Below are 21,516 nucleotides of genomic sequence, written 5' to 3'. Positions count from 1 at the left end.
ATGCTGAACTTCGTCAAGCGAAATTACGATATTGAGGCTCATGCCGATCGCCTACTTCAGCGCTCGGTCAGCCGGGAAGTCGCCACCCGCTACCTCCTGGTGCCGTATCGAGCCACAGCCACTGGGCTCCTGGAGGACGAAAAGAGCGCACTGGTGATGCTCGCGACTGTCCATGCCGCCACCGTGGCGCAGTTAGGTCGCTACGTGTTTCCCGCTGAGGCCGACGTCGCCAAGCGCACCCGTAAGGCCAGCCTCTGTGCCAAGCGGCTGGAACAGCTCCATCTCATAAAGCGCGAAAAACGACCTTTGGTCATGGGCTATGTCCTTATCCCTACCGAGGTCGGCCGCTGGCTCAGTGGCGTTGCTGCCGATACACGGGTTGCCTTGTCGCCGACCGCCGCGCCGTACGGGACGGCCTTACGGCATCGGTTAGCCGTGACCGAGCTGTTTGTACGGCTCGCTGATAACGCCCGCCGAGGAGGAGTCAGCCCGCTGCGCTTTCAGGCTTATCCCGATGCTTGGCGGAAGTATCACGGCCTTGACCGAGAGGACGTAGAAGACGAAATTCTGGTCAAGCCAGACGCGATGTTCTCGGTGGCCAGAGGGGGTGCGGAACAACCTTGGCTCGTAGCTGCGTATCACAACGATGAGAAAGGCGGCCGGATTTCAACGGCATGTGCTAACTTCTATCAATATGCCTGCTTCTGCCAGCAGCGCCTGGATAGCCGGCTGCCCCGCATTCTGCTGCTTGCCCCGACGGCCGATGAGGTCGCCCGTATCCAGGCCGTGGTCGGCAACCGGCCAGAGCGAATAAGAAATTTGTTCACAGTGGCCACGCCAGCCGACGCCATTTCGCTCCTCGGCTTCACGTAGCTCGATTCCACAATATATGCAACCAGAAGGGGGCTGGTTCCTGCTTGTGCCATACAAGCTCACGTCCGGTCACGCCAACCTAACTGCCACATGTGGCATGGAGACGACCCCCGATGAGAACATACTACGCACCTGCCTATTACTACGGCGAGCAGTCATACTGCGCCGATTGCATAAGGGAATTATTCACCCCCAACGACATTGACCTCTTCGGCACACAATGGCCCAGCGCCGAGCAATGCCTCGATCACGAAGCGAAGCGGTTGGATATCAACCGCCTCGATGAGAACAGCTTCAGCACATACCGCTTTCCGAAGGTGATGCCTGAGTGGGAGCGCACGGACAACGAGCGCTGCTACCGCTGCCAGGCCCGCTTGTAGCGGCCGTCCACCCCGACTGGCCATCGCGATGGCCAGTTCGGCGGGCGTCTGCCCGGGGCCACTGAGTGCTGAGCCCGTCTCCGAATCAGCGCTTGCACCTTGCAACGAAGTGGAGTCAGCCATGTCCGAGCTGACCGTCCAAACCCTGCGCGAGATTGCACCCGAAGGGCTGGCGGGGCTGTTGCCGGCTGCTGTCCAGATCGACGGACGAGCTGGTGTCATCCTGCGCCAGCTCGGCGATCACCGCGTTGAGCTGTACCACGCCGCCCAGATCGTCCAGGTTGCCGTAGCCGCTCTCGACTTCGAGCCCATCACCGACCCGGCCGCCCAAGCCGCCGCGCTGGCTGAGGCCGTCGAGGCCTTGACCATCTGCCGGCGGGTGGCCTTCGAGGCTCACGCCGAGCAGCGCCAGGCCCACACTGAGCAACTCGCCGCGATCCGGCAGTACGCCATCGCCGCCCGGGAGCAGGGCGTCATCGACCAGCAGGGACTGGACGCCTTCCTGGAGGAGTTCGGGTTCGAGCCGTACGGCTGCCGTACCAAGGTCACCTACACCATCTCCGGCAGCTACGAGGTCAACAGCAGCCCGTTGGCCGCGATCCGCGAAGCCGAAGCGCACCTCGGCCCCGACCTGATGGGCGTGCTCGATGTCGCCGATCAGGAGGTGGACTTCGTGCTCAACGTCGCCACCGAGGAGCTGTAGTGGCTGCCCCACACCAACCGGAGCCCGTGCCCGCCAGCACGGGCTCCACCTTCCTTCACCACATCGAACGTCCACCTGGCCCGCCGAGCAGCACCCTCGGCCGTCCGGGCGGGCGTTTGCCCGGGGCCACGAGTGCTGGGCCTCAAACCGGAATCAGCACTTGCACTTTCATGTATGAAGGAGCGTCAGCCATGTCTGAGCTGACCGTTGAAATACTGCGCGAGATCGCGCCGCGGGACCTGGCAGCCATGCTGCCCGCCGTCGTCCAGATGGGCGACCAGACCGGCGTCATCCTGCGCCTGCTCGACCCGGCCACTGGCCTGGTCGAGCTGTTCCAGGCCGGCCGTGTCACCACTACCGCCACCACCTCGCTGGGAGCCGACTTCGTCACCGACCACGCTGTCCAGGCTGAACAGCTGCACGGCGCGCTGAAGCTGGTGCAGGAGACCGCCCTGCAGAAGATCGTCGAACAGGACCGAGCGCACGAGGTTCAGCTGGAGGAGATCCGCGAGTACGCGATCGAGCGGCACGAGGAGGGGCTGATCTGCCGCGGCGGGCTGGACGAATTCCTGGCCGCCTTCGACTTCGCGCCCTACAGCACCAGAGTCAAGGTCGAGTACACGATCTCCGGCTCCTACGAGGTCGACAACAGCAGCATCGACGCTGCCGAGGACGACGCTCAGCACTACCTGACGCCGGACCTGTCCGAGCTGGACAACGTCGATACCGACTCCTCCTCGTATGACGTGCACATCAGCACGGTGACCGAGCTGTAGGCCGTCATGGACCTGCTGCTGCGTATCACCTTCGCCTCCGGCTGTAAGGAGGTGGACCAGGAGCTCGCCCGCCGCTGGCTGGCCGAGCAGATCCGGTTCTTCACCGGTCTGGCTGTGGCCGGCTACGCCGATGCCGTCCACCCGGCCAGCACCTTCGAGGTTGCTGCGCTCGAGTACGTCGACGTCGAGCAGCCCACCGGCGGAACGGAGTGGTCACCGTGATCATGATTGAGGCGGCCCGAGTTGCGGTGGAGGCGTACGTTGACCAGTTTCCGGATGGGGACTGGGAGCACATCGAATCCATCGAGACCCAGATCAGCGACCTGCTCGCCGACCTGTACCACCTGGCCGTGGCCGAAGGCCTCGACTACGAGGTGCTGGTCGACCGGGCGCTGCTCAACTTCACCGCTGAGCAGGCCGGCGAACCGTGATGAGCACCTACACGGTGACCGTCGCGGGCGTCGAACGCTACGACGGCGAGAAGCCGTACACCTACGTCCTCGACTACTGCTGCGCCCTCGACGCCGTCCTCCACGTGCTGGCGCGTCACCGCTGGGAGAACGAGGACACCGACGTGGTGCCCGTAGAAGTGCTCATCGGCGAGCCCAGCCCCAACTGCGGCTACGGCTGGAACGACCTGCGCGGTCGTCTGCGGTAGCCCCTCCTTCAACCAACCGGCAGCTCATCAACCCCAGGTGGGCTGCCTTTCTCATGCTCAAGATCAAGGAAAGCAACCATGCCTGCCAACGTTGACTCGATGTTCTCGGTCCGGGAGATGCCCTGGCACCGCGAAGGCCTGGTCCTCGATCAGCACCCCACCACCTGGGAGGAGGCTCGGCAGCTTGCCGGCCTCACCTGGAACCCCACCACCGAGCCGGTGTTCGAGCTGGTCGGGGTAGATGAGCACGGCCAGTCGCTGTACCAACCTGTTGAGGGCTGGCAGCGCATCGTGCGGTCCGACACCCACGCCACGCTGTGGATCAACCGGGAAAGCTACACGGTCATCGACCACCAGGAGATGGGCGAGATCGTAGAAGCCGTCCTGGCCCAACCCAACGTGAAGTGGGAAACGGCCGGCGCGCTGGACGGTGGCCGCTCGGTCTGGTGCCTGGCGCTGCTGGACGAACCGATCCAGCTGCCCGGCGATGACTCGCTGACCCTGCCGTACCTCGGCATCACCAACCGACACGGTCAACCCGGCGGTTGCAACCTGCGCGCCACGGCGGTGCGCATCGTCTGCGCCAACACCTTCCGCGCGGCCGAGCTGGAGGGTGAGCGTACCGGCACCACCTTCTCGTTCGTCCACAAGCGCCGCTGGCGCGACCGGCTCGAAGAAGCCCGCCGAGCCGTCACCGGGGCCAGGCGAGAACTGAAGGCGTACGAGGAACTGGCCACTGAGCTGCTGGGCATCCGCGTCACCCCCAAGCAGCGCGAGCTGTTCGTCCGGGAGTTCATCCCCATGCCGCCCGAGGGGCTGGTGACTGACCGAGTCGCCAGAAACGTCGAGGAGGCCCGTAAGGCCGTTCGGGACATTCTGGCGTCTCCGACTACCGCTCCGATTTCGGAAAGCGCCTACGGCCTCGTACAGGCCGCTGGCGAGTACCTGGACCACGTACGGCGGTGCCACAGCTGGGAAACCAAGCTCAACCGGACGCTCATCAAGCCCGAGCCGCTGAAGGCTCAGGCGCTGAAGCTCGCGCGAGAAGTCGTCCGGGCGTAACACATCAACTGCCCGGCCCAGTTATCTGGTCCGGGCAGGTTTCTTTATTTATCAAGGAGGTTCCACATGCCCAACCTTTCTCGGAGTCATGCTCAATCACTGGACGAACTCCGGTCTATCCTGCGCGACGAGTACGGTCGGCGCTTCAGCTCGAAGGAAGTCGCTGAGGTCGCCGACTGGCTCACTCGCTTTTATACCGCCCTCACCAAGCTGGCCGTGCAGCGTCGAGTGGCTGAGCATGAAGCCGCGAAGCGTCGTGCTAATGCTTGACTCCCCATGGGAATGTCGCATAATGCGCGCACGGGGAACTTTCAGTAACTATCCGGCAATGCCGGAGAAGGAGGTTCTACGAGTAGCAACTTAACACAAGTCGTCATCCTGGTGAGGGTGTCGAGCAAAGAACAAGAGCAAGAAGGGTACTCACTCGAAGCGCAGGAGCGTTACCTGCGCGACTACTGCGAGCGAGCCGGCTTGAAGGTCGTCAAAGTCTTCTTCATCTCGGAAAGCGCATCCAAAGCGGTGCAGCGCAAGACGTTTAACGAGGCTATGGCCTACTTGAAGAAGCAGAACATCCTCCACTTTGTGTGTGAGAAGGTCGACCGCCTGTTGCGCAACCTGACGGACGCCGTCATGGTCGAAGCGTGGCTGGAGACGGACGAGCGCCGTCGGCTGCATTGCCCTAAGAACTCGCTCGTACTCCACAAGAACTCGTCCTCGCAGGACAAGTTCGTCTGGGGTATGCATGTTGTGGTCGCTAAGAATTACACCGACAACTTGAGCGAGGAAGTCCGCAAAGGGCAGACAGAGAAGCTGCGCCAAGGCTGGCTGCCAGCGCCGCCACCACCCGGATACGAAACCGTGCTGGATGGGGGTCGGAAGCTTCATCGGCCGATGGCAAAGATGACGCCGCTTATCGTGGAGATGTTCAAGCTGGCAGCGACCAAGCACTTCACCATAACGTCGTTAGCCGATGAGATGACCCGGCGCGGCCTGCTGATCGACGGCAAGCCGCTGAAGCGCGACCGGGTCTTCCGGATGCTGCACAACCCGTACTACATCGGCGTGATCCGGTGGAACGGCAAGCAGTACCCCGGCAGCCACGACCCGATGATCGCGGTGGAGTTGTTCGAGAAGGTGCAGCGGGCGTTGTCGCGCAGCAGCCACGAGATCCAGCGGTACCGGACACATCACCCGCTGTTCCAGGGCCTGGTGACCTGCTCGGCCTGCCAGGGCTTGCTTGTCTGGGAGAACCAGAAAGGCTCCTGGTACGGCAAGTGCCCGAAGCCGCGGGCGTGCAGCCGGCGACGCTTCGTCCGGCAAGAGCTGGTCGAGCGGCAGGTGGTCAGCGCGATGAGCGGGCTCCGGGCTCCACGGCCACGTCTGGCCGCATGGCTCAAGGCAGAGATCGAGGCCGGCCTACGAGCGCAGCTGTCGCTCCAGGAGGTCGCCCAGGAAGGGCTGAAGCAAGAAGTCGAGCGAATCAAGGCCAAGCTGACCGTCCTGTACGACGACCGGCTGGATGGCCGCATCAGTGCAGGTGACTACGACGTGAAGGCCGTATCGCTACATGCCCAGCAAGCTGATATCTCAAGGCAGTTGAGGGCGATGGAGGCCGACGACACGTCGTACCTCGACAAGGCATTCAGCTTCGTGGAGATGACCCAGCAGGCGGCCGACGAGTTCCGGCAGTCGCAAGACAACGACCGGAAGCGGGAGCTCATGGGTGAGTTGTTCGACAGGCTCACCCTCGACGGTGAGCAGCTTGAACCGACGTACAACCAGCGTGCGAGGTGGCTGCTGGCCGAGGTCCTGCCGCTGGACGGGCCCAATAGCGATAAATTCGAACCTGGCAATTTAGGCTGTACAGAAACGAAAAAAGCCCCTACTGGGACTCTTCGTTTCTCTTGGCGGGCAGCTGCGAATACTATTCGAGCACTGTTCGACCAGTGACGTCAATAGCTAATTAGCCTTTGATGCTTCGCATCTTTCCACGTTTCCCCGTGTGGAGTAGATGCGGCGCATAGCTGCCGAGCTGGCGGCCCTTAAGGTCGCCAGCTCTCAAGATATATGAACATCGAGCCCCTTTCAATAGCCAGGCGGTTGGGCAGATTGGCGATGAGCGAGCAAGTTGGTCGGCTCCGCAGCTTCGATGTCTCGGGTGATCAACTTCCTGGATCTCGTGCGGCAGGCTCTTTTGCGGGTGTATCTTCACCTGGGCGGGTGACCAGTGCTTTGAGTCTGGGGGTAGATGTGCTCAACCTTGCGCAATCCAGGAAGTCATTCCATGAGGTCCGGAGGCTGCCTGACCAGAATATCTGGAAGACGCTCTTTCAGTCGCAGGGCAACACGGAGCTGCTCAAGAACCCTCGGTTCGCCGAGTATCTGGAGACCGTGCCTGAACGGTCAAATTGCCCGGAAATTGCTGCCGTGGCCGAGGATCTCATCAACCTGCTCCCAGGGCCGTGGAAGGCGCGCGTTCGGAATATCTACGTAGGTAGAAATCTATTCGGTGCTGCCAACGCTGAAGCATGGCGATCGGGCGAGGTGGGCGTAGTTGAAATGAACTATGGCATCACGGCCGCCGCAATGATTTATGCGGTCCTGTACAGCAAGTACTTCGCCATGATCGAGACTCTCGGCTCAAAGATCGACTGGGACGACCAGGATGACGAGGATAATGAGATTTTGCTGATGATCCTTGAGGAGGTCGAGCGCGGCGGTTTCGAGCCCATCCTTGTGGCGGAACAGTCTAGAGCCAGCTGGCTTCGGCAGGGATCAATTCGCGCTGCCCATCCGCTCTTGCGAGAGCTTCCAGCAGGCCGCAGCCAAGAAAGTTACGCCAAGGCTGTCGTGTCCATCGAAGAGTTTGTGATTGCGCATGAGTTTGCCCATCACCTTCTCGGTCACACAGATGATGGATATCGACAAGCTGCCCATATCAACAAGGCCTTAGATGACGCCTTGAAGCAGTATAGTGCTCCGATGGGCAGTGAGGAGCTGAATGCGGCTCAGGTCGATGAGTTGCGAGCGGATGCTCTGGCGGTGCTTATCATTACTGGCGAGCTTGCTGGGGTGCGATCAAGGGAGCGAACCTACCGCGCCACCATCGGCTCGATTATCGGCCTCACTGCACTGGCGCATATCAATGACTCCTGGATAGCTGGCAGCGGTTCTCAAGAGACTCATCCCGACTTCTTGACTCGCTACGAAGCGATAGTTCAGATCATCCGAGCCATGAATCGGGATACCGAATTTGGCGCCATCGGCGATCACCCGCTGGGGCTGCTTGGCCAGCTTTCTGGGTGGGTCTCCATGGTATTGGATACGTGGCTTTCGCGGCACAAGGTTGAAGGTCATACACCCATTAACGCTCTTAGGCTTGCTCATTGGGTTTTTGAGCGGTCGGAGCAACTGTACGCGGAGTTGCGGGAGCGCGGAATAACACCGAAATAGGTGTGGAGCCGGGCGGATGGCATAAGGGTCGCAGAGCTGGCCCCACAGGAGCGGGTCGGCTTAGCCGGATGCATGGCCCTAATGGGCCGCAATGCCTCGTGCATCTGCAACCTAAGAACCCCCGCAGCGACAGCTTCGGGGGCTCTTCTTTGCTCCTCGGGCTGAATCAGATCAGTTGCGCGACGGCCTTACAGTTCCCGCAGCCCGACCAGTACTCGGCCCATAAGGAGTGGGTCGTCAAGCCGTAGCTGCTCGTTGGTGAGGGGCTGGAGTGGCTTGGCTCGACCCGCGCGGTTCGACACTGGCCGTGGAACGGCTGTCGAGGGCTCAGCCGGTGGCTCCTGCGTGCTGGGCGTCAGCTCGGCCCAGACCACCTTGCCGCCGCTCGGCGGGTAGTAGAAGCCCCACTGGCTGCTCATCTCTTCGACCAAGAAGATGCCGCGCCCGCTCTGGGCATCTTCGCTGACGTGCTGAAGCACCGGCGGGCGTGGGTCACGGTCGGCGACCTGCACCAGGATGGCCTGTCCATTCAGATGAAGGTCCAGCCCGAAGGCGTGCACTTTCGAGAGCTCGGCTGAGGTCAGCCGCTCCGGCTGCTTCGAGCCGGGGTGTTGAACCGCGTTGGTGGCCAGCTCCGACACGACCACCAGCACCTTGTCGGTCAGGTCGGGCGGCATCCGCCAGCGGGTCAGCATGTCGCGAGTGTGGCGCCTGGCCCAGCCGACGGCGTTGGGGGTGTCGGCCAGCAACAGGTAGCTTCGGGGCGCAGTGGGGACTTGCGGCATTGCAGACGCCTCCCGGCGAGGCGGTGGCCCGGTGCGCCCAGACCACCGCGCTGGTTGGGGCGGAGCTACTTCGTGGCGATGACGTAGATGCTGGCCCACTCGCGCTTCGGGTTGGCCAGGGTGGGGTCGAAGGGCCAGCGCTTCACGGTGGTGAAGCCGGCCTCGGTGAACAGTTGGGCCAGCTTCTCGAAGTCGTACGCCCACAGGTGCGGGGTGTAGCTAGGGTCGTCGTCCTGGTCGCGGAAGACGTAGTTGATGAGGTCGAGGAAGGTGTTGATGTCCCCAACGCAGCTGCGCTTGGAGTACCAGCGGTCGATCATCTCGGTGGCCCCGGCCGGGGCAGCCGGGTAGCGGTTGAGCACGTAGGCGGCGTCCGGCATACCGGTGATGATCTGGCCACCGCTGCCAAGCACACGGAAGGCCTCGCGGGCGAAGCCCTTGGCCGACCGCGGGTAGTCGAGGTGTTCCAGGATGTGCTCGTTGAACAGCAGCTCGACGCTGTTGTCCTTCAACGGGAGGCCTTCACGTACATCCCAGAGCAGGTCGGCCGGTGGCACCAAGTCGATGTTGAAGAAGCCGTCGATCTGGTGGTTGCCGCCGCCGATCTGCACCTTGGTCGGCTGCTCGTCCAAGCCGTTCGGGTAGGCCCGCTGGCTGGCCCGGTGGTAGCGGCTGAGCTCGACTTCCTTGAGGGCAGCTCGCAACGTGCGCGTCAGACCATGGCCCAGGGCGGGGTCGGCCAGCAGCGCGGTCATCTGCTCGCCGAGCAGGTCAATGGACGATATGCCGGAAATGTTCCGCGGCATGGCAAACGTCTCCCATCTGGCAGGTGATGGCGATGGCGGGCGTCGAGCCGCAGGAGCGCGGCGGCGCGAAGTGGGTCAGGCCGCAGTGGCGGCGGACCACTGGTTGTTGCGCATCAGAGTGGCGCGGAGATCAACCAGGCGGGGAGCAACGGTGAGGTCCAGTTGCTCGGTCGGGTGGAGGTGGCCGGCCTCGTCGGCTTCAGCACGCCAGACCCGGTACTCGAGGTCCGGATAGGCCGGGTTGATGCCGATCTCGCCCTTGGGGATGGTGCCGTTGAACGGCACGGGGATGTCGAGGTGGTTCCAGTAGTTCCAGGCCTGGAGCGCCTTGACCTGGTCGAAGTAGAAGTAGAAGTCCGGTGAACGGCCGAAGGTGCGAAGCTCGCGGTGGATGAGGTGGCCGAGCAGGGGACCGAGCTGGCTGCTGAGGCTGTCGAACTCCCACTTGGTGTGACGCCAGCGGTCCGGCACCTGGCCCGGGGTGAAGAGGCGGGCGGCTACCAGATGGCTGATGCGGTCGGTGAGGTAGGCCGCCGCCGCGTTCGGGTCGAGCGTACGGTCGACGTTCTGCAGCATGTCGGCAAGGTCGGGCACGTGGAACTTGGCCAAGTCGAACCGGCCGATCATCCCCGGCACCGCGAACAGCATCTCCTTGTAGAGCCAGTTGTTGAACTCGCCCAGCTCGGCCAGCCGCCGCGTGCGCGAGCTGGTGGAGTGCAGCATCACGTACTCGGACAGCGCCTCGAAGAACAGGTAGCCGAGGATCGGCAGCCGCGGGATGGTGGCATCGAGCTGGCGTAAGAAGTCTGCCGGCTCCACGGTCGCCCCCTGGTAGGCGATGGCGGCGGCCAGCGCTAGGAAGGCGGTGGAGTTCTTCACCCGGCTGACCACCGTCTCGCGCAGCTGGTGGCGTTCGGCCTTGCTCAGCAGGTATTCGAGGTGGGTGTAGATGGCCAGGTGAATCGAGCCGAGCCGGAGGTAGTCCACCCCGGCCAGCCCCGAGTACGCCTGCGGCGGCAGGTTCAGCTCGAAGATCAGTGGGGTGGGCGCATGGTCTGGTTGCCCGATCTTCGCCAGGAAGGCCGGCGCCTCACGGGTGAGCACGTACGAGCCGAGATTGTGCGGCCGGAAGCCGCAGTTCGTCGCGGTGAGAGGTGCACAGTAGATGCTGCCCACCAAGCAGCCGCCGGACGGGTACAGCACGCCGTCCTGGCTGATCTTCTCCAGGGCGTGGGTGACGTGCAGCAGGTGCAGCTTGCCACCGCTGGCCAGGGCGTCGAACAGCGCGTTGCGGCGCAACAGGTGGCCGTTGGGAGTGCCGAGGGCCAACCGATCGGTCCAGGCGGCCTTCTGCACGCCGAGCGGATCGTCGGTGTTGGGCAGGGTTGGGACGAGGCTGGCCCCGAAGAAGGCGTGCGCGTCGGCCCAGAGCTCGTAGGAGTTGAGGAAGTCCATGGCCTACAGCAGCCCCTTATCGGCGCAGGCGAACCGGACTGCCTCGACATTCGAGGCGCCAGCCAGGAACGCCGCTTCGGAGATGACCACCAGGTCGAAGGCCAGCGGCTTCAGCTGCTCGAAGGTCGGCTCACGGACGAACCGGCTGTCCGGCCACCACGACAACTTCGGCAGGCGGAACCGGTCCAAGGCGTCAGCCACCTTCACCAGGTCGCAGATCCGCTCGGCCCGGGCGTAGTCAGCTCGGTCATCGGCGGTGAACTCCTCGTAGGGCACCTCGTGCAGTCGGACCGCCGTAGCCGCGCGGATCACGTCCCGCGGGTTGGGCGTTGCCCCGAAGTGAGACCAGACCACGTCGGCGTTGGCCGCCAGCGCGACCGCTGCCCGAGCGCCGTGTCCCGGGTCGTCCTTGTCGTGGTGACGCTGGCAGTCGTGCACGGCCGCCGCGATGACCGCGCTGGCCGTGTCCGGTTCGTCCAGGGTGTACCAGTCGGCCAGCAGCGCTGTGAGGGTGGCGACGCGCAGGCCGTGACGGCGGCCGTGAATGGAGTCGGCCAGCTGCGGCTCGGCCCACCACTCGGCGGGGATCGAGGCCTGCTCGACCAAGGCCTTGGTGGTGAGGCGCAGCGGCGGCGGCCAGGCCGGCAGGAAGTCGGGCCGGTTGGCCTTGATCCATTCAACCGTGGCGGCGTCGGTGAACTGGTGGTGCGGTAACTGCTTGCGGGCAGCCAACTCGACCAGGCTGGCCGTGTGTGTCGTGCTCATGGTGCAGCCCACCCCCTTGGTGGTTGAGACGGGCAGACCTACCGGAGTTCGACCGGCGCCGAAACTTGAGCGGCGGCCTTGCGGGCCTGCTCGGCGGCCTCGAAGGAGGCGGTGAACTCGGCCAGCTCCTGCTCGCTCATCAGCCGGATGCCCAACTCAGCGGCCACATCGATGATCTCGGCGGCAGCCTCGTCACGGGCCGCGTCCGACGCGTCGTCGGGCAGCAGACGCTCGAATTCGGCGTGGTAGCCCCAGGCGTCGCTCCACTTCACTGCGATCTCGACGCCCCGAAATTGGAAGTTGCGACGGAAGTTGAACGCCTCGTGTCGGGTGTCCTCGAAGCCGAGCGCGCCGAAGAGCTGGACGGCCTTGGCCACGTCCTCCTGAGCGATCGGGAACTCGGTCTCGCCGAAGGCAGCGCCCTGGCCGATCTTGCTGTCCTTGAGCGTGATCTTGGCGGTGCCAGCCGACTGGTTGTCGGTGATCTTCAGTAGCTGGTTCGGCAGCACGAAGAAGTGGATCAGCTTGTTGTCCTGGCCCAGGTCCTCGCCCTCGCTGGCCAGCCGCTCCACCAGCGCGTCGTGGGTGGTCTTGTCGAACCGGGCGCGCATCTCGATCTCGATGGCCAACGGTCTTCCTTCCAGTTTTGGGCATGCCGGATGGGGCCGAGCTGGCGCCAGGTACCCCCTGCCCAAGCAGTCACTGAATTCAGTTGGTGTGGTGCACTGGTGGTGCGGCCGGTCACTGCTTCCCTGACCGCACCACCAGCAGCTACGTCAGGCCAGCTCGCCGAACCGCTCGCGAACGACACCCTCGTGCAGGTAGTTCGGCAGCGGCACGCCGCCGATGCTGGTGCGCTTGGTGGCTACCTGCTCCAGGCTGTCGGCGGGGAAGCCCTCCAGCAGGTCGAGACACTGCTTCACCCAGGGGCGCGAGGTGTCCCACTCGCCAGCGTCGCGCAGCAGCAGGGCCAAGGCGAATGCCGTCTCGGCCGCCGCCCAGCGGTCGGTCGCCAGTTCCTGCTGGAACGCCGCCTCCAGCTCAGCCGGCGAAGCCAGGCGGGTCTGGTTGGTCATCTGGTGCCCTCTCGTCGTGACAGTCGCTTACGTGCTGTTGAACTCGGGCAGCGCCACCGGAGTGACGCCCAAGGCCTCAGTAGATGTAGGACTCGGCCAAGGTCTTGTACTCGAACAGCTCGTCCTTGGCGAACCAGAGCTCGACTTCCTGCTCGGCCTCCTCCTTGTTGCCGGAGGCGTGGACCAGGTTGGCCACGGCCTTGCCGACGGTCAGGCTGGCGCCAGAGCTCATGTGCGAGTAGTCGCCGCGGATGGTGCCAGCCGGCGCCTGGTTCGGGTAGGTGCTACCGACGATCTTGCGCACCGTGGCGATGGCGTCGTAGCCCTCCAGCACCAGCGCCATGACCGGCCCCTGCTGCATGAAGGTGGCGGTCAGGTTGTAGACGTCGGCGCCGAGCCGCTCCTCCAGGTCGAAGTAGTGCTTGCGGGTGAACTCGTCGTCCAGCCACTTCATCTTGGTGCCGACGATCTTGAGTGCCGCGTCCTCGAACCGAGCGATGATCTTGCCGGCGAAGCCGCGCACCAGCGCATCGGGCTTGAGCAGGACGAGCGTGCGCTCGACCGTCTGGACCTGGTCGGCCATGGGTTCCCTTTCGTGCTTGCTGGCATGGCGATATGACGAACGATCAGCCCGTCAGCACTGAGGTTACCGGCGTGGGTGAAGCGGTTCGGTCGCTTGAGCTGCGTGGTCGGTCACGAGGTTGTGCAAGCGGCGGATTTGCGGTTCGTGCTCACCTAGAATCGCTGCGGCCCCGCCCGTGCTCGGTGAGCGAAGCACCTACAACTGGCGCTTCCGCCGTGAGTCTTGATTGGCATGGGTCAGAGTCTGGCCGGAGCCAGGCCACGTCACCATGCAGTACCAGTGCAGTCAGGGTGCAGCTTGACTGCACCACGGCACACAACAGAGCGAGGGCAGCGTGGACGTCGTCGACACCTGGACCGGCGAATCCGCCTGCAAGCTCCAAGAGGCACTGCGTGACACCAACGAGGCCTTCGCCGCCCGCCTGGGTATCGGGCTGCGAACGGTGGCCAGCTGGCACAAGAGCCCAGAGCTGGTCCCGCGCACCGAGATGCGGCAGCTGCTCGACCAGGCGCTGGAGACCGCGCCACCCACCGTGCAGAAGCGCTTCGCACTGCTCACCGCCGACGCCAGTCAGGCGGCCACCGCCCAGGCGCTGCGGGTCGCCGTCGCTGTGGTGGTCCGCGAGTCGGAGGTGCTGCTCGTCTGCCGCCGGGACGATGAGTCGGCCGGCATCCGCTGGCAGTTTCCGGCCGGTGTGATCAAGCCGGGTGGGAGCCCAGCGTCGGCCGCAGTCCGCGAAACGCTCGCCGAGACGGGTGTCCACTGCGCGGTGCGAGAAGACCTCGGTGGCCGGCTCCACCCGACCACCGGAGTCTGGTGCCAGTACTACCTGGCCGAGTACCTGGCAGGCGTGGCCCAGAACCAGGACATGGTCGAGAACGCCGACGTGATGTGGGTTCCCAGAAACGCCGTGACCCGGTTCATCCCCGTCGATACGATCTTCCCGCCCATCCTGGCCACCCTGGAGGAGCCGCAGCATGACTGAGCAGACCAGCACCAAGCCGGGCATCGCCGCCGCCATCATCGTCCAGGACGGCCGCGTCCTGATGGTTCAGCGCCGAGTGAAGGAGGGCGAGCTGTCGTGGCAGTTCCCGGCCGGTGAGGTTGAGGCCAGCGAATCGCCGGAAGCAGCTGCCGTGCGCGAGACCGAGGAAGAGGTCGGCCTGACGGTGAAGGCCACCCGGCTGCTCGGCGAGCGCGTACACCCGAAGACCGGTCGGCAGATGTCATACACCGCCTGCGAGGTGGTGAGCGGTACGGCCACGGTGGTCGACACCGAGGAACTGGCCGAGCTGGCCTGGGTGGAGCACGACCAGATCGCCGAGTACGTGCCGTACGGACTGTTCGAGGCCGTGCAGCAGTACCTCGACGACGTGCTGCTCACTGCGGCTGAATGACCTGCTGATTCGCCATTCAGCACGTACCAGCAGACCACAGCCGAAAGGGCTATGGTGCGGAAGGTTCAAATCGATCGCGGATTTCCTCATGTTACTCCGGAATCACTAGGTCATCCCAGTGTATCGGGCCATCGGATCGATTGATGGCTTTGATGAGCGCTGCTCTTAGTATCTGTTCCGTGGTGCTTGCAAACTCACTTAGGGATGTCTGTTCCTCTCCGATCTTGATGTCCTTGGGTCTGCACTCGCCACCATGTGCGATAGTGCTGCGAAGGTCATATCCCGTCTTCATGTGTTTGAAGACGTCCCGCTTGGTCCACTCTGTAATCTCCTTGTCGAACCAGGCCGCGGCTCGGATGGCTAGGCGGTATTTCAGCTCCCCCTTGTCCTTGCTGCCTATCTCGGTCAAGTAGAAGGATTCGGCTGCAATGAACAAGTCAAGCATTCGGTCTTGATCGAGCTTGCGCTGTGAGGCAAAGCTAAGCCGTCGGATAGGCAGGAGGATGGCTTTGTTCTCTGGGCGCTTCAGGCGGGACCAGATATCCTTTAGCCTCTCGGCCTCAGAGCAGTCCACTGGCCATTTTGGCGGTATCGAAGAGGGTGTAGGACTGGAGGTGAAGTGAACTCCCGAGCCCAAGGGGAGCCAGCTATCGGCAGTTGTCATCGTGCCGGCGAGACCAATCCGATCGCCAGTCAAGAGGCTCATACAATGAAAGACTCTCTCGGCCGCCTCATTGCCCTGCGCCAGTTGCCGAAAAGCCGCTTCGACCGCCTTCGGGTCGCCGTCTGCTGATCCGTCGGGTGGGGACGTCACCTTGGGCAGCTGGATAGAACTCTTGATGGCGTAGAGCTGAGACTCGCTCAGGATGCTCAAAGGGTAGCTAGACGGCAGGGCTGGCTTGATCAGTCCGAGCCCCATTGCTTGTTCGATGTCTCGGTTCGTAAGGCGATCAATCGTCAAACCTGGCTCTAGCTCTATTTCCTCCTGGCCGGAAATGGTGAGCCCATGCAGTAGGTGCAGAGTCTTATACTTCAGCTGTTGCGTCGTGAGAAAATCGGCAAGTCGCTGCCATCGAGCTTCGAAGTCATCGAACGAGCCGCTCTCGATTTCGCCAGGCGTGGGAAGAGTACTGAGCGCGAGAGTGAGTAGAGTGCAGTGGCTGGCGCCAAGTGGTGTGCCTACCAGGCGCTCGACATGGTCTGACACCACCGGATTTTCCTGAGATGCATGTGCCAGATCTTGAAATTGCGACAGGGCGGTTAGCTCTTGTATGGCTTCTCTGGTCCACCGCTTCTCTTCGGTCTGCATGTGGCGGTAGACATTAGATGACGTGGCGTCGCGGGACCATAGGTGGCGCATATGTAGATCCACGGCATTCGATCGAGTGCCCAGATGTGTGATGGCTGCTTTAGCCCACGCATGAAGAGCATCCTTAAAGCGGCTTAGGTCACTATTTTCGATCATGCTTCAATTGTCGGCGCAAGTGCCCGTCTTGGCACGCGCAATTGCCGTGCTACCCGACGCCCAGCAGCGCCAGCAGCGGCGCAGTCGGCACCCGCCATGTCGCCCCGACCCGCAGCACCGGCACGGGGAACTCGCCCCGCCGGGCCAACTCGAACGCCCGCGTCCGCCCAATGCCCAGCGCCTTGCCGGCCGTGACCAGGTCGGTGATGACCGGTAGCCGCAGCAGCTCTTCTCGGGTCATGCCGCCCATGGGGCTCACCTCATCGGTGGTGCTCTGCTTTCAGAGCGCATGATGCCCGACTTATGACAAATGAAACGCTCTGGCATGCGAGCCAATGAAGGTGTACCGTGGATGGCTCCAGCTGGTCGAAGAGGTGATCCATGGAGCCCACGGCAGCACCCCTGCGCGAGGTGCTGGCGGCCGGTCTGAAGGCCCTGCGGCAGGCTCGTGGCCTGCGCCAGGAGGAAGCAGCGGCCCGCATTCGGCAGCAGGGGCTCACGTCGTGGATTCGGGGCACTGTGGGCCAGGCCGAAGTCGGGGCGAGGCGGTTCTCGGTCGAGGAGCTGCTGCTGCTCGCCTTGGCCTTGAACGCGGCTCCGGCCGACTTCATCACCGGGCCGGACGACCAGCTCGTTGAGTTGGCTCCGGGTGCCCACCTCACGGCGGCCGTCCTGCGGGCGCTGCTGTCGGGCGACCAGGCCACTCTGCACAGCCTCGGGCCCGGGCCAGCCAGCCTCTCCAGCGTCGAGCCAGAGCAGATGTCTGGGCTGCTGACCGAGGCCCGCCGGTCGGGTTTGAACGACCCGGTGCTGGTCGAGCGAGCCGTTGCTGCGGTCAGCGATGCCGAGCGCCACGTTGCCCGTAAGGTCGGCACGACGCCGGAGTGGGTCAACTTGGTGGCGCTGGCGCGGTGGAAGCGGACGTGGTCCGAGGAGCGCGATTGGCGCTTGTCCAGCCGGGCGGCTGAGGCCACGCCGCGTCAACTCCAAGCCCTGCGGGGCCACATCACCCGCGAGCTGCTGACTGAGCTGGAAGAAGATCTCAAGGCGGGGGCGAGCCAGGGCTCGGAGGAGCCCGAAAGTAGAGCACGCCATGAAGGGCACAACGTATAAGCGCTGCAAGTGTCCGCCGCGGTACAACGCGGCGGGTCGGAAGCTGGCGTGCACCAAGAAGCACGGCACCTGGTCGTTCGTGGTGGACGTGCCGCTGACGGACTCAGGCCGCCGTGAGCACGGCCGGCAGCAGCTCACCAGGGGCGGCTTCGCCACCCAGCGCGAGGCCACCGACGAACTCCACCATGCGATCCGGCTGCTGGCCCTCTCCGAGGCAGACGACGACGCCGGTCGGCTCGACACCTTGGCCACGATCCGCGAGCACTACCGCAGCTTTGGCCAGCTGCCCGACTACAGCGAGACCAAGCGGCGGCTGGGGGCCGGCCTGTCGCTGGCGGTGCGGCAGACCGTGGGGGAGTGGCTGGACGAGTGGTTGAAGTCCAAGCGCAAGCTGGCCGCCAATACCCGCCGCAGCTACCGGGGCCACATCGAGCAGCGGCTCAAGCCCTACCTGGGCGACCTGGACCTGGAGAAGCTGCGGCCGAGCCACATCCGGACCGCCTACGACGCCGTCCTAGCCACCACGGCGAACACTGCCCGGCCGGTGGGCCCGGCCACCCTGGCGCGCATCCACGCCACTTTGCGAGGCGCGCTGAACGACGCCAAGCGCCAGCACCGCATCGTGGACAACCCGGCGCTGTATGTGGAGATCGAGGCGGCCCCTCGGCCCAAGCCGGTGCTGTGGACGCCCCAGCGGATCATCGAGTGGATGGCCACCGGCAAGCGGCCCAAGGTGGCGGTGTGGCTGCCGCCGCAGATCGGCAGCTTCCTCGACGTGGCGGCCGACGACCGGCTGTACGCCTACTACCACCTGCTCGTCTTCCGTGGTCTGCGCCGAGGTGAAGGCGTTGGGTTGCCGTGGCTAGACGTAGACCTGGAGGCGGCTGCCCTGGCCATCGAGTGGCAGATCATCCAGATCGGCTGGGAGACGGCCACCACCCGGCCCAAGGATGACAGTGCGGGCGTCGTGGCGCTCGACTCGGTCACGGTTGAGGTGTTGCGTCGGCACCGGGTGCGGCAAGCCGCTGAACGGCTGGCGGCGGGCACAGCCTGGCCCGACACCCACCACGTCTTCACCACCGCCGACGGCAAGCCGCTTCACCCTGACTACGTCAGCCGGCACTTCGCCCGGATGATCAAGCGGGCCAACACGCTGCGGGTTGGTGACGTCGGTCCGGCGGTGGCCGACATGCAGAGGGCGCTCGGGCTGGCTGAGTCCGCCGTCTTCGATGACGACCTGCGCCGGGCCGTGTTCTTGTTCCAGCGCGAGCACGGCCTCACGGCCAACGGCATCGTGGACCCGCACACCTGGTACCTACTGACCCCAGACGAGCCGCTGCGGCCCTACCCGCACCCGGGCTACCTGCCGCCGATCCGTCTGCACGACCTGCGGCACAACGCGGCCACGCTGGCCTTGGCCGCTGGAGGAAGTATGAAGGTGATTTCGGCCATGCTCAGACACTCCACCATTCAGATCACGGCGGACACGTACACCTCGGTGTTGCCGGAGGTCGCGCACGAGAACGCCGAGGCGTCGGTGGCGCTGGTGCCTCAACCTCGGCCCGTGCGAACGGCCGACGGTGTCGTTAGCCCCTCGCTAGCACCGAGGCCCAGAAACGCCAATGGGCGTCCTTCCCGAAGGAAGAACGCCCAGGTCAGGCGATTGCCTCGCTGTGCGCCGCCAGGGACTCGAACCCCGGACCCGCTGATTAAGAGTCAGCTGCTCTAACCAACTGAGCTAGCGGCGCCTGCTGACCCGGAGAACATTACACGCCCGCCGCCGATCCACCGAATCGTGGCGCCCCGCTCACCCGGTGTGGTCGGGCGGCGGGGCGCAGGTCGAAGCTCTGCTCGTGGACGGGGGAGGGGCGGTCGGGAGCGGTGCGCCCGGCGGCGGGCGCGGAGCGGGGTGGGGCGGGCCCGACCCGGCAGGACGGCAGGCGGCACCGGCGGACAGCGCGGTGATCACGAGGAGTTCGGGCAGGCGGACACGGGGAGCAGCGGTGAGCCCGCCCCCGTGTCCGCACCCCTCGTCCTTGACCTTCCGCGTTGCCCGCAGAGCGCCCGTGTCGTCCTTCCATCTGGGAGGAATCTATCGGGCCAATCGGGGCGGACGGGACAACGTGCACAGCACACGCCCGGGATCGGCCGTGCTGTCACCCGGTTCGCGCACTACGGCGTCAACTCTGCCTGACGGTTAGTCAAAACGGGTGGAACCGGGTCAATCGGCGTGCCGCGGACGGTGCGTGCGCCCGCACGCCCCGGATGCCAGGATCGCGATGTCCGACTCCCCGGCCGCACCCGGCCGCCGCCCGGCCCGCAACGGAGGCACCCGCCGATGACAGCCGTCCCCGAACGCCGCCGCCCGGTCCGCCGGATGCTGGCCCGCGACCAGCGCGAGGCGCACCGGGTCGCCACCCCGCTGGAGCTCTTCTTCGACCTCTGCTTCGTGGTCGCGATCGCCCAGGCCGGACGGGAGTTGGCGCACGCGCTGGCCGAGGGCCACCTCGGACTGGCGCTCACCGGCTACCTGATGGCGTTCTTCGCGATCTGGTGGGCGTGGATGAACTTCACCTGGTTCGCCTCCGCCTACGACGTCGACGACGTGCCCTACCGGCTCACCACGCTGGTGCAGATCACCGGCGTGCTGGTGCTCGCCGCCGGGGTGCCGCGGATCTTCGAGGACCAGGACCTGCGCCTCGGCGTGGCCGGCTACGTCCTGATGCGGCTCGCCATGGTCACCCAGTGGCTGCGCGCCGCCCGCGGCGAGGAGGGCCCGGCGCGGACCTCCGCCCTGCGGTACGCGGCCGGCATCACCCTCGTCCAACTCTTCTGGATCGTCCTGCTGTTCGTCCCGCACGACGCCCGCGTCCCGCTCTTCGCCCTCGGCGGGCTGGCCGAACTCGCCGTCCCGCTCTACGCCGAGAAGGACGCCCCCACCCCCTGGCACCCGCACCACATCGCCGAGCGCTACGGCCTGTTCACCATCATCGTGCTCGGCGAGACGGTCGCCGCCGCCACCGTCGCCACCCAGACCGCGCTCGACGAGCACCAGGCGGTCGCCGAGCTGCTGCCGATCGCCCTCGGCGGGCTGCTGATCTGCTTCGGCGCCTGGTGGATCTACTTCGCCGACGAGATCCACGACCACCTGCGCACCAACCGCCAGGCCCTGCCGTGGGGTTACGGCCACTTCCTGGTCTTCGCGGCGGCCGCCGCGGTCGGCGCCGGGCTCGAGGTGGCGGTCGACCACGCGATCGGCTCGGCCCACGTCTCGGCGCGCGCCGCCACCGCCGCGGTGACCGTCCCCACCGCGCTCTTCCTGATCACCGTCTGGGCCCTGCACTCCCGCCACGTCAAGCACGGCGTCGCCCAGTGGATCCTGCCGGTCGCCGCGGTGTCGGTGCTGGCGGTTACCGTCATCGGCGAGGGCGGCGTGCCGGCCGCCGGCCTGCTGGTCGCACTCGCCGTGGCGACCGGTACGGTGCTCGAGGCCAAGAGGAGTTGACCCCCGTGCAGTTCGAAGACCTGCCGTACGCCCATCTGTTGGAGCGGCACACCGGTCCGCTGCGGGCCGACGGGCGCTACGACACCGTGCACTTCGACGACCTCGAGCTCACCGGCGGGCTGCACGGCGCCCGGTTCCTGGAGTGCGCGTTCACCGGCGTCCGGATCGAAGGCGCCAAGCTCCGGCTGGCCGGCTTCAACGAGGTCTGGATCCAGGGCAGCCGGCTGGTCGGCGCCGACCTCGCCGAGACCGAGTGGCAGGACGCCGAAGTCGACTCCAGCGTGCTGGCCGGCATCGCCGCCTACGGCTCCGCGATCCGCCGCACCGTCTTCCGGCAGTGCAAGCTCGAGGCCGTCAACTTCCGCGGCGCGGTGCTGCGCGACGTGGTCTTCGAGGACTGCCTGCTGCGCGACGTCGACTTCGGCGAGGCCAAGCTCACCGCCGTCTCCTTCCCCGGCTCCACCCTCGACGAGGTCCGCCTGGCCGGCGCCACCCTCAAGTCCACCGACCTGCGCGGCGCCACCCGCCTGCACCTGCCCGACGCCCACCAGGGCCTGCGCGGCGCCACCATCTCCACCCACCAACTCCTCGACCTCGCACCGCAGTTCGCCCACGCCCTGGGGATCACCGTGAAGGACGCGTGAGCACCCCCCGACCCGGC

At 65.2% G+C, this 21,516-nt stretch carries 26 protein-coding genes, 1 tRNA gene and 1 pseudogene; 17 read left to right on the top strand and 11 right to left on the bottom strand.

Annotated features, from left to right (window positions below):
* The 11 genes from ACWD4U_RS23535 to ACWD4U_RS23485 all read left to right on the top strand — a co-directional run bounded on the left by ACWD4U_RS23535 (position 1) and on the right by ACWD4U_RS23485 (position 7,905).
* On the top strand, positions 1-873 hold the full coding sequence (locus tag ACWD4U_RS23535; RefSeq protein WP_363459764.1) for a replication-relaxation family protein: 873 nt from the start codon (positions 1-3) through the stop codon (positions 871-873).
* A 113-nt stretch (positions 874-986) separates the two neighbouring features.
* Positions 987-1,253, top strand: coding sequence for a hypothetical protein (locus tag ACWD4U_RS23530; RefSeq protein WP_363459763.1), 267 nt, complete (start codon positions 987-989; stop codon positions 1,251-1,253).
* 121 nt (positions 1,254-1,374) lie between these two features.
* The gene (locus tag ACWD4U_RS23525; protein ID WP_363459762.1) at positions 1,375-1,956 is read left to right on the top strand and encodes a hypothetical protein; all 582 of its coding nucleotides are present in this window, start codon (positions 1,375-1,377) and stop codon (positions 1,954-1,956) included.
* Positions 1,957-2,147: 191 nt separating this feature from the next.
* Complete coding sequence (locus ACWD4U_RS23520) at positions 2,148-2,732, top strand: acyl-CoA dehydrogenase family protein (RefSeq protein ID WP_363459761.1); 585 nt, start codon at positions 2,148-2,150, stop codon at positions 2,730-2,732.
* Between the two features lie 6 nt (positions 2,733-2,738).
* Entirely contained in the window at positions 2,739-2,954 is a 216-nt protein-coding gene (locus ACWD4U_RS23515) for a hypothetical protein (protein ID WP_363459760.1), read from the top strand.
* Complete coding sequence (locus ACWD4U_RS23510) at positions 2,951-3,163, top strand: hypothetical protein (protein ID WP_363459759.1); 213 nt, start codon at positions 2,951-2,953, stop codon at positions 3,161-3,163. The genes ACWD4U_RS23515 and ACWD4U_RS23510 overlap by 4 nt, the downstream gene beginning before the upstream one ends.
* Positions 3,163-3,390 (top strand): hypothetical protein, encoded by a 228-nt coding sequence (locus tag ACWD4U_RS23505; protein ID WP_363459758.1) that lies wholly within the window; start codon positions 3,163-3,165, stop codon positions 3,388-3,390. The genes ACWD4U_RS23510 and ACWD4U_RS23505 overlap by 1 nt, the downstream gene beginning before the upstream one ends.
* 78 nt (positions 3,391-3,468) lie before the next feature.
* Positions 3,469-4,452: a DUF932 domain-containing protein gene (locus tag ACWD4U_RS23500; RefSeq protein WP_363459757.1), complete on the top strand. Its 984-nt coding sequence runs from the start codon at positions 3,469-3,471 to the stop codon at positions 4,450-4,452.
* A 66-nt stretch (positions 4,453-4,518) separates the two neighbouring features.
* Positions 4,519-4,722 (top strand): hypothetical protein, encoded by a 204-nt coding sequence (locus ACWD4U_RS23495; RefSeq protein ID WP_363459756.1) that lies wholly within the window; start codon positions 4,519-4,521, stop codon positions 4,720-4,722.
* A gap of 111 nt (positions 4,723-4,833) precedes the next feature.
* Positions 4,834-6,402 (top strand): recombinase family protein, encoded by a 1,569-nt coding sequence (locus ACWD4U_RS23490; protein WP_363459755.1) that lies wholly within the window; start codon positions 4,834-4,836, stop codon positions 6,400-6,402.
* A gap of 165 nt (positions 6,403-6,567) precedes the next feature.
* A complete protein-coding gene (locus ACWD4U_RS23485; RefSeq protein WP_363459754.1) occupies positions 6,568-7,905 on the top strand; it encodes a hypothetical protein in 1,338 nt (445 codons plus the stop codon).
* 188 nt (positions 7,906-8,093) lie between these two features.
* On the opposite strand, the gene ACWD4U_RS23480 is transcribed toward ACWD4U_RS23485, so the two are convergent.
* From ACWD4U_RS23480 to ACWD4U_RS23450, 7 genes are all read right to left on the bottom strand, one after another.
* Positions 8,094-8,690, bottom strand: a complete 597-nt coding sequence (locus ACWD4U_RS23480) for an ATP-binding protein (RefSeq protein WP_363459753.1) — start codon at positions 8,688-8,690, stop codon at positions 8,094-8,096.
* A 65-nt stretch (positions 8,691-8,755) separates the two neighbouring features.
* Positions 8,756-9,496 carry a class I SAM-dependent methyltransferase gene (locus ACWD4U_RS23475; protein ID WP_363459752.1) on the bottom strand — a complete coding sequence of 247 codons (741 nt, stop codon included), beginning with the start codon at positions 9,494-9,496 and terminating at the stop codon, positions 8,756-8,758.
* A 75-nt stretch (positions 9,497-9,571) separates the two neighbouring features.
* Complete coding sequence (locus ACWD4U_RS23470) at positions 9,572-10,951, bottom strand: hypothetical protein (protein WP_449787287.1); 1,380 nt, start codon at positions 10,949-10,951, stop codon at positions 9,572-9,574.
* A gap of 3 nt (positions 10,952-10,954) precedes the next feature.
* Entirely contained in the window at positions 10,955-11,716 is a 762-nt protein-coding gene (locus ACWD4U_RS23465; protein WP_363460661.1) for an HD domain-containing protein, read from the bottom strand.
* A gap of 38 nt (positions 11,717-11,754) precedes the next feature.
* A complete protein-coding gene (locus ACWD4U_RS23460) occupies positions 11,755-12,345 on the bottom strand; it encodes a hypothetical protein (RefSeq protein WP_363460659.1) in 591 nt (196 codons plus the stop codon).
* Positions 12,346-12,492: 147 nt separating this feature from the next.
* The gene (locus ACWD4U_RS23455) at positions 12,493-12,792 is read right to left on the bottom strand and encodes a hypothetical protein (RefSeq protein WP_363460657.1); all 300 of its coding nucleotides are present in this window, start codon (positions 12,790-12,792) and stop codon (positions 12,493-12,495) included.
* Between the two features lie 76 nt (positions 12,793-12,868).
* Positions 12,869-13,375 (bottom strand): nucleoside-diphosphate kinase, encoded by a 507-nt coding sequence (locus tag ACWD4U_RS23450; RefSeq protein ID WP_363460655.1) that lies wholly within the window; start codon positions 13,373-13,375, stop codon positions 12,869-12,871.
* Between the two features lie 334 nt (positions 13,376-13,709).
* Between ACWD4U_RS23450 and ACWD4U_RS23445 the strand changes: the two genes are divergently transcribed.
* Both ACWD4U_RS23445 and ACWD4U_RS23440 read left to right on the top strand, forming a co-directional pair.
* Positions 13,710-14,360, top strand: coding sequence for an NUDIX hydrolase (locus tag ACWD4U_RS23445; protein ID WP_363460653.1), 651 nt, complete (start codon positions 13,710-13,712; stop codon positions 14,358-14,360).
* Complete coding sequence (locus ACWD4U_RS23440; protein WP_363460651.1) at positions 14,353-14,772, top strand: NUDIX hydrolase; 420 nt, start codon at positions 14,353-14,355, stop codon at positions 14,770-14,772. Before ACWD4U_RS23445 ends, ACWD4U_RS23440 begins: the two co-directional genes overlap by 8 nt.
* A 91-nt stretch (positions 14,773-14,863) precedes the next feature.
* Here the strand turns inward: ACWD4U_RS23440 and ACWD4U_RS23435 are convergent, their stop codons facing one another.
* Positions 14,864-16,237 (bottom strand): hypothetical protein, encoded by a 1,374-nt coding sequence (locus tag ACWD4U_RS23435; protein ID WP_363460649.1) that lies wholly within the window; start codon positions 16,235-16,237, stop codon positions 14,864-14,866.
* 49 nt (positions 16,238-16,286) lie between these two features.
* Positions 16,287-16,478, bottom strand: a complete 192-nt coding sequence (locus ACWD4U_RS23430; protein ID WP_363460647.1) for a hypothetical protein — start codon at positions 16,476-16,478, stop codon at positions 16,287-16,289.
* A 140-nt stretch (positions 16,479-16,618) separates the two neighbouring features.
* Between ACWD4U_RS23430 and ACWD4U_RS23425 the strand changes: the two genes are divergently transcribed.
* Complete coding sequence (locus tag ACWD4U_RS23425; protein WP_449787286.1) at positions 16,619-17,350, top strand: hypothetical protein; 732 nt, start codon at positions 16,619-16,621, stop codon at positions 17,348-17,350.
* Positions 17,351-17,453: 103 nt separating this feature from the next.
* On the opposite strand, the gene ACWD4U_RS23420 is transcribed toward ACWD4U_RS23425, so the two are convergent.
* A complete protein-coding gene (locus tag ACWD4U_RS23420) occupies positions 17,454-17,615 on the bottom strand; it encodes a hypothetical protein (protein ID WP_363460642.1) in 162 nt (53 codons plus the stop codon).
* 72 nt (positions 17,616-17,687) lie between these two features.
* On the opposite strand from ACWD4U_RS23420, the pseudogene ACWD4U_RS23415 reads away from it, so the two are divergent.
* Positions 17,688-18,620, top strand: a pseudogene (locus tag ACWD4U_RS23415) (site-specific integrase); the annotation flags it as partial.
* Positions 18,621-19,024: 404 nt separating this feature from the next.
* Here ACWD4U_RS23415 and ACWD4U_RS23410 read toward each other — a convergent pair.
* Positions 19,025-19,098 (bottom strand) — tRNA-Lys (locus tag ACWD4U_RS23410).
* A gap of 590 nt (positions 19,099-19,688) precedes the next feature.
* Between ACWD4U_RS23410 and ACWD4U_RS23405 the strand changes: the two genes are divergently transcribed.
* Both ACWD4U_RS23405 and ACWD4U_RS23400 read left to right on the top strand, forming a co-directional pair.
* Positions 19,689-20,855 carry a low temperature requirement protein A gene (locus ACWD4U_RS23405; protein WP_363460639.1) on the top strand — a complete coding sequence of 389 codons (1,167 nt, stop codon included), beginning with the start codon at positions 19,689-19,691 and terminating at the stop codon, positions 20,853-20,855.
* 5 nt (positions 20,856-20,860) lie between these two features.
* Positions 20,861-21,499 (top strand): pentapeptide repeat-containing protein, encoded by a 639-nt coding sequence (locus tag ACWD4U_RS23400; RefSeq protein ID WP_363460636.1) that lies wholly within the window; start codon positions 20,861-20,863, stop codon positions 21,497-21,499.
* Positions 21,500-21,516: the final 17 nt, after the last annotated feature.

It is taken from the genome of Kitasatospora sp. NPDC002522 (assembly GCF_053595195.1).
Note: the sequence above shows the minus strand (reverse complement) of the source record. Positions and strands in the feature narration are given on the sequence as shown.

Excerpts from the sequence above, each read along its gene's own strand:
- ACWD4U_RS23535 (WP_363459764.1), top strand. The coding sequence starts at position 1 with ATGCTGAACTTCGTCAAGCGAAATTACGATATTGAGGCTCATGCCGAT.
- ACWD4U_RS23530 (WP_363459763.1), top strand. The coding sequence starts at position 987 with ATGAGAACATACTACGCACCTGCCTATTACTACGGCGAGCAGTCATAC.
- ACWD4U_RS23525 (WP_363459762.1), top strand. The coding sequence starts at position 1,375 with ATGTCCGAGCTGACCGTCCAAACCCTGCGCGAGATTGCACCCGAAGGG.
- ACWD4U_RS23520 (WP_363459761.1), top strand. The coding sequence starts at position 2,148 with ATGTCTGAGCTGACCGTTGAAATACTGCGCGAGATCGCGCCGCGGGAC.
- ACWD4U_RS23515 (WP_363459760.1), top strand. The coding sequence starts at position 2,739 with ATGGACCTGCTGCTGCGTATCACCTTCGCCTCCGGCTGTAAGGAGGTG.
- ACWD4U_RS23505 (WP_363459758.1), top strand. The coding sequence starts at position 3,163 with ATGAGCACCTACACGGTGACCGTCGCGGGCGTCGAACGCTACGACGGC.
- ACWD4U_RS23500 (WP_363459757.1), top strand. The coding sequence starts at position 3,469 with ATGCCTGCCAACGTTGACTCGATGTTCTCGGTCCGGGAGATGCCCTGG.
- ACWD4U_RS23495 (WP_363459756.1), top strand. The coding sequence starts at position 4,519 with ATGCCCAACCTTTCTCGGAGTCATGCTCAATCACTGGACGAACTCCGG.
- ACWD4U_RS23485 (WP_363459754.1), top strand. The coding sequence starts at position 6,568 with ATGAGCGAGCAAGTTGGTCGGCTCCGCAGCTTCGATGTCTCGGGTGAT.
- ACWD4U_RS23480 (WP_363459753.1), bottom strand. The coding sequence starts at position 8,690 with ATGCCGCAAGTCCCCACTGCGCCCCGAAGCTACCTGTTGCTGGCCGAC.
- ACWD4U_RS23475 (WP_363459752.1), bottom strand. The coding sequence starts at position 9,496 with ATGCCGCGGAACATTTCCGGCATATCGTCCATTGACCTGCTCGGCGAG.
- ACWD4U_RS23470 (WP_449787287.1), bottom strand. The coding sequence starts at position 10,951 with ATGGACTTCCTCAACTCCTACGAGCTCTGGGCCGACGCGCACGCCTTC.
- ACWD4U_RS23465 (WP_363460661.1), bottom strand. The coding sequence starts at position 11,716 with ATGAGCACGACACACACGGCCAGCCTGGTCGAGTTGGCTGCCCGCAAG.
- ACWD4U_RS23455 (WP_363460657.1), bottom strand. The coding sequence starts at position 12,792 with ATGACCAACCAGACCCGCCTGGCTTCGCCGGCTGAGCTGGAGGCGGCG.
- ACWD4U_RS23450 (WP_363460655.1), bottom strand. The coding sequence starts at position 13,375 with ATGGCCGACCAGGTCCAGACGGTCGAGCGCACGCTCGTCCTGCTCAAG.
- ACWD4U_RS23440 (WP_363460651.1), top strand. The coding sequence starts at position 14,353 with ATGACTGAGCAGACCAGCACCAAGCCGGGCATCGCCGCCGCCATCATC.
- ACWD4U_RS23435 (WP_363460649.1), bottom strand. The coding sequence starts at position 16,237 with ATGATCGAAAATAGTGACCTAAGCCGCTTTAAGGATGCTCTTCATGCG.
- ACWD4U_RS23430 (WP_363460647.1), bottom strand. The coding sequence starts at position 16,478 with ATGACCCGAGAAGAGCTGCTGCGGCTACCGGTCATCACCGACCTGGTC.
- ACWD4U_RS23425 (WP_449787286.1), top strand. The coding sequence starts at position 16,619 with ATGGAGCCCACGGCAGCACCCCTGCGCGAGGTGCTGGCGGCCGGTCTG.
- ACWD4U_RS23405 (WP_363460639.1), top strand. The coding sequence starts at position 19,689 with ATGACAGCCGTCCCCGAACGCCGCCGCCCGGTCCGCCGGATGCTGGCC.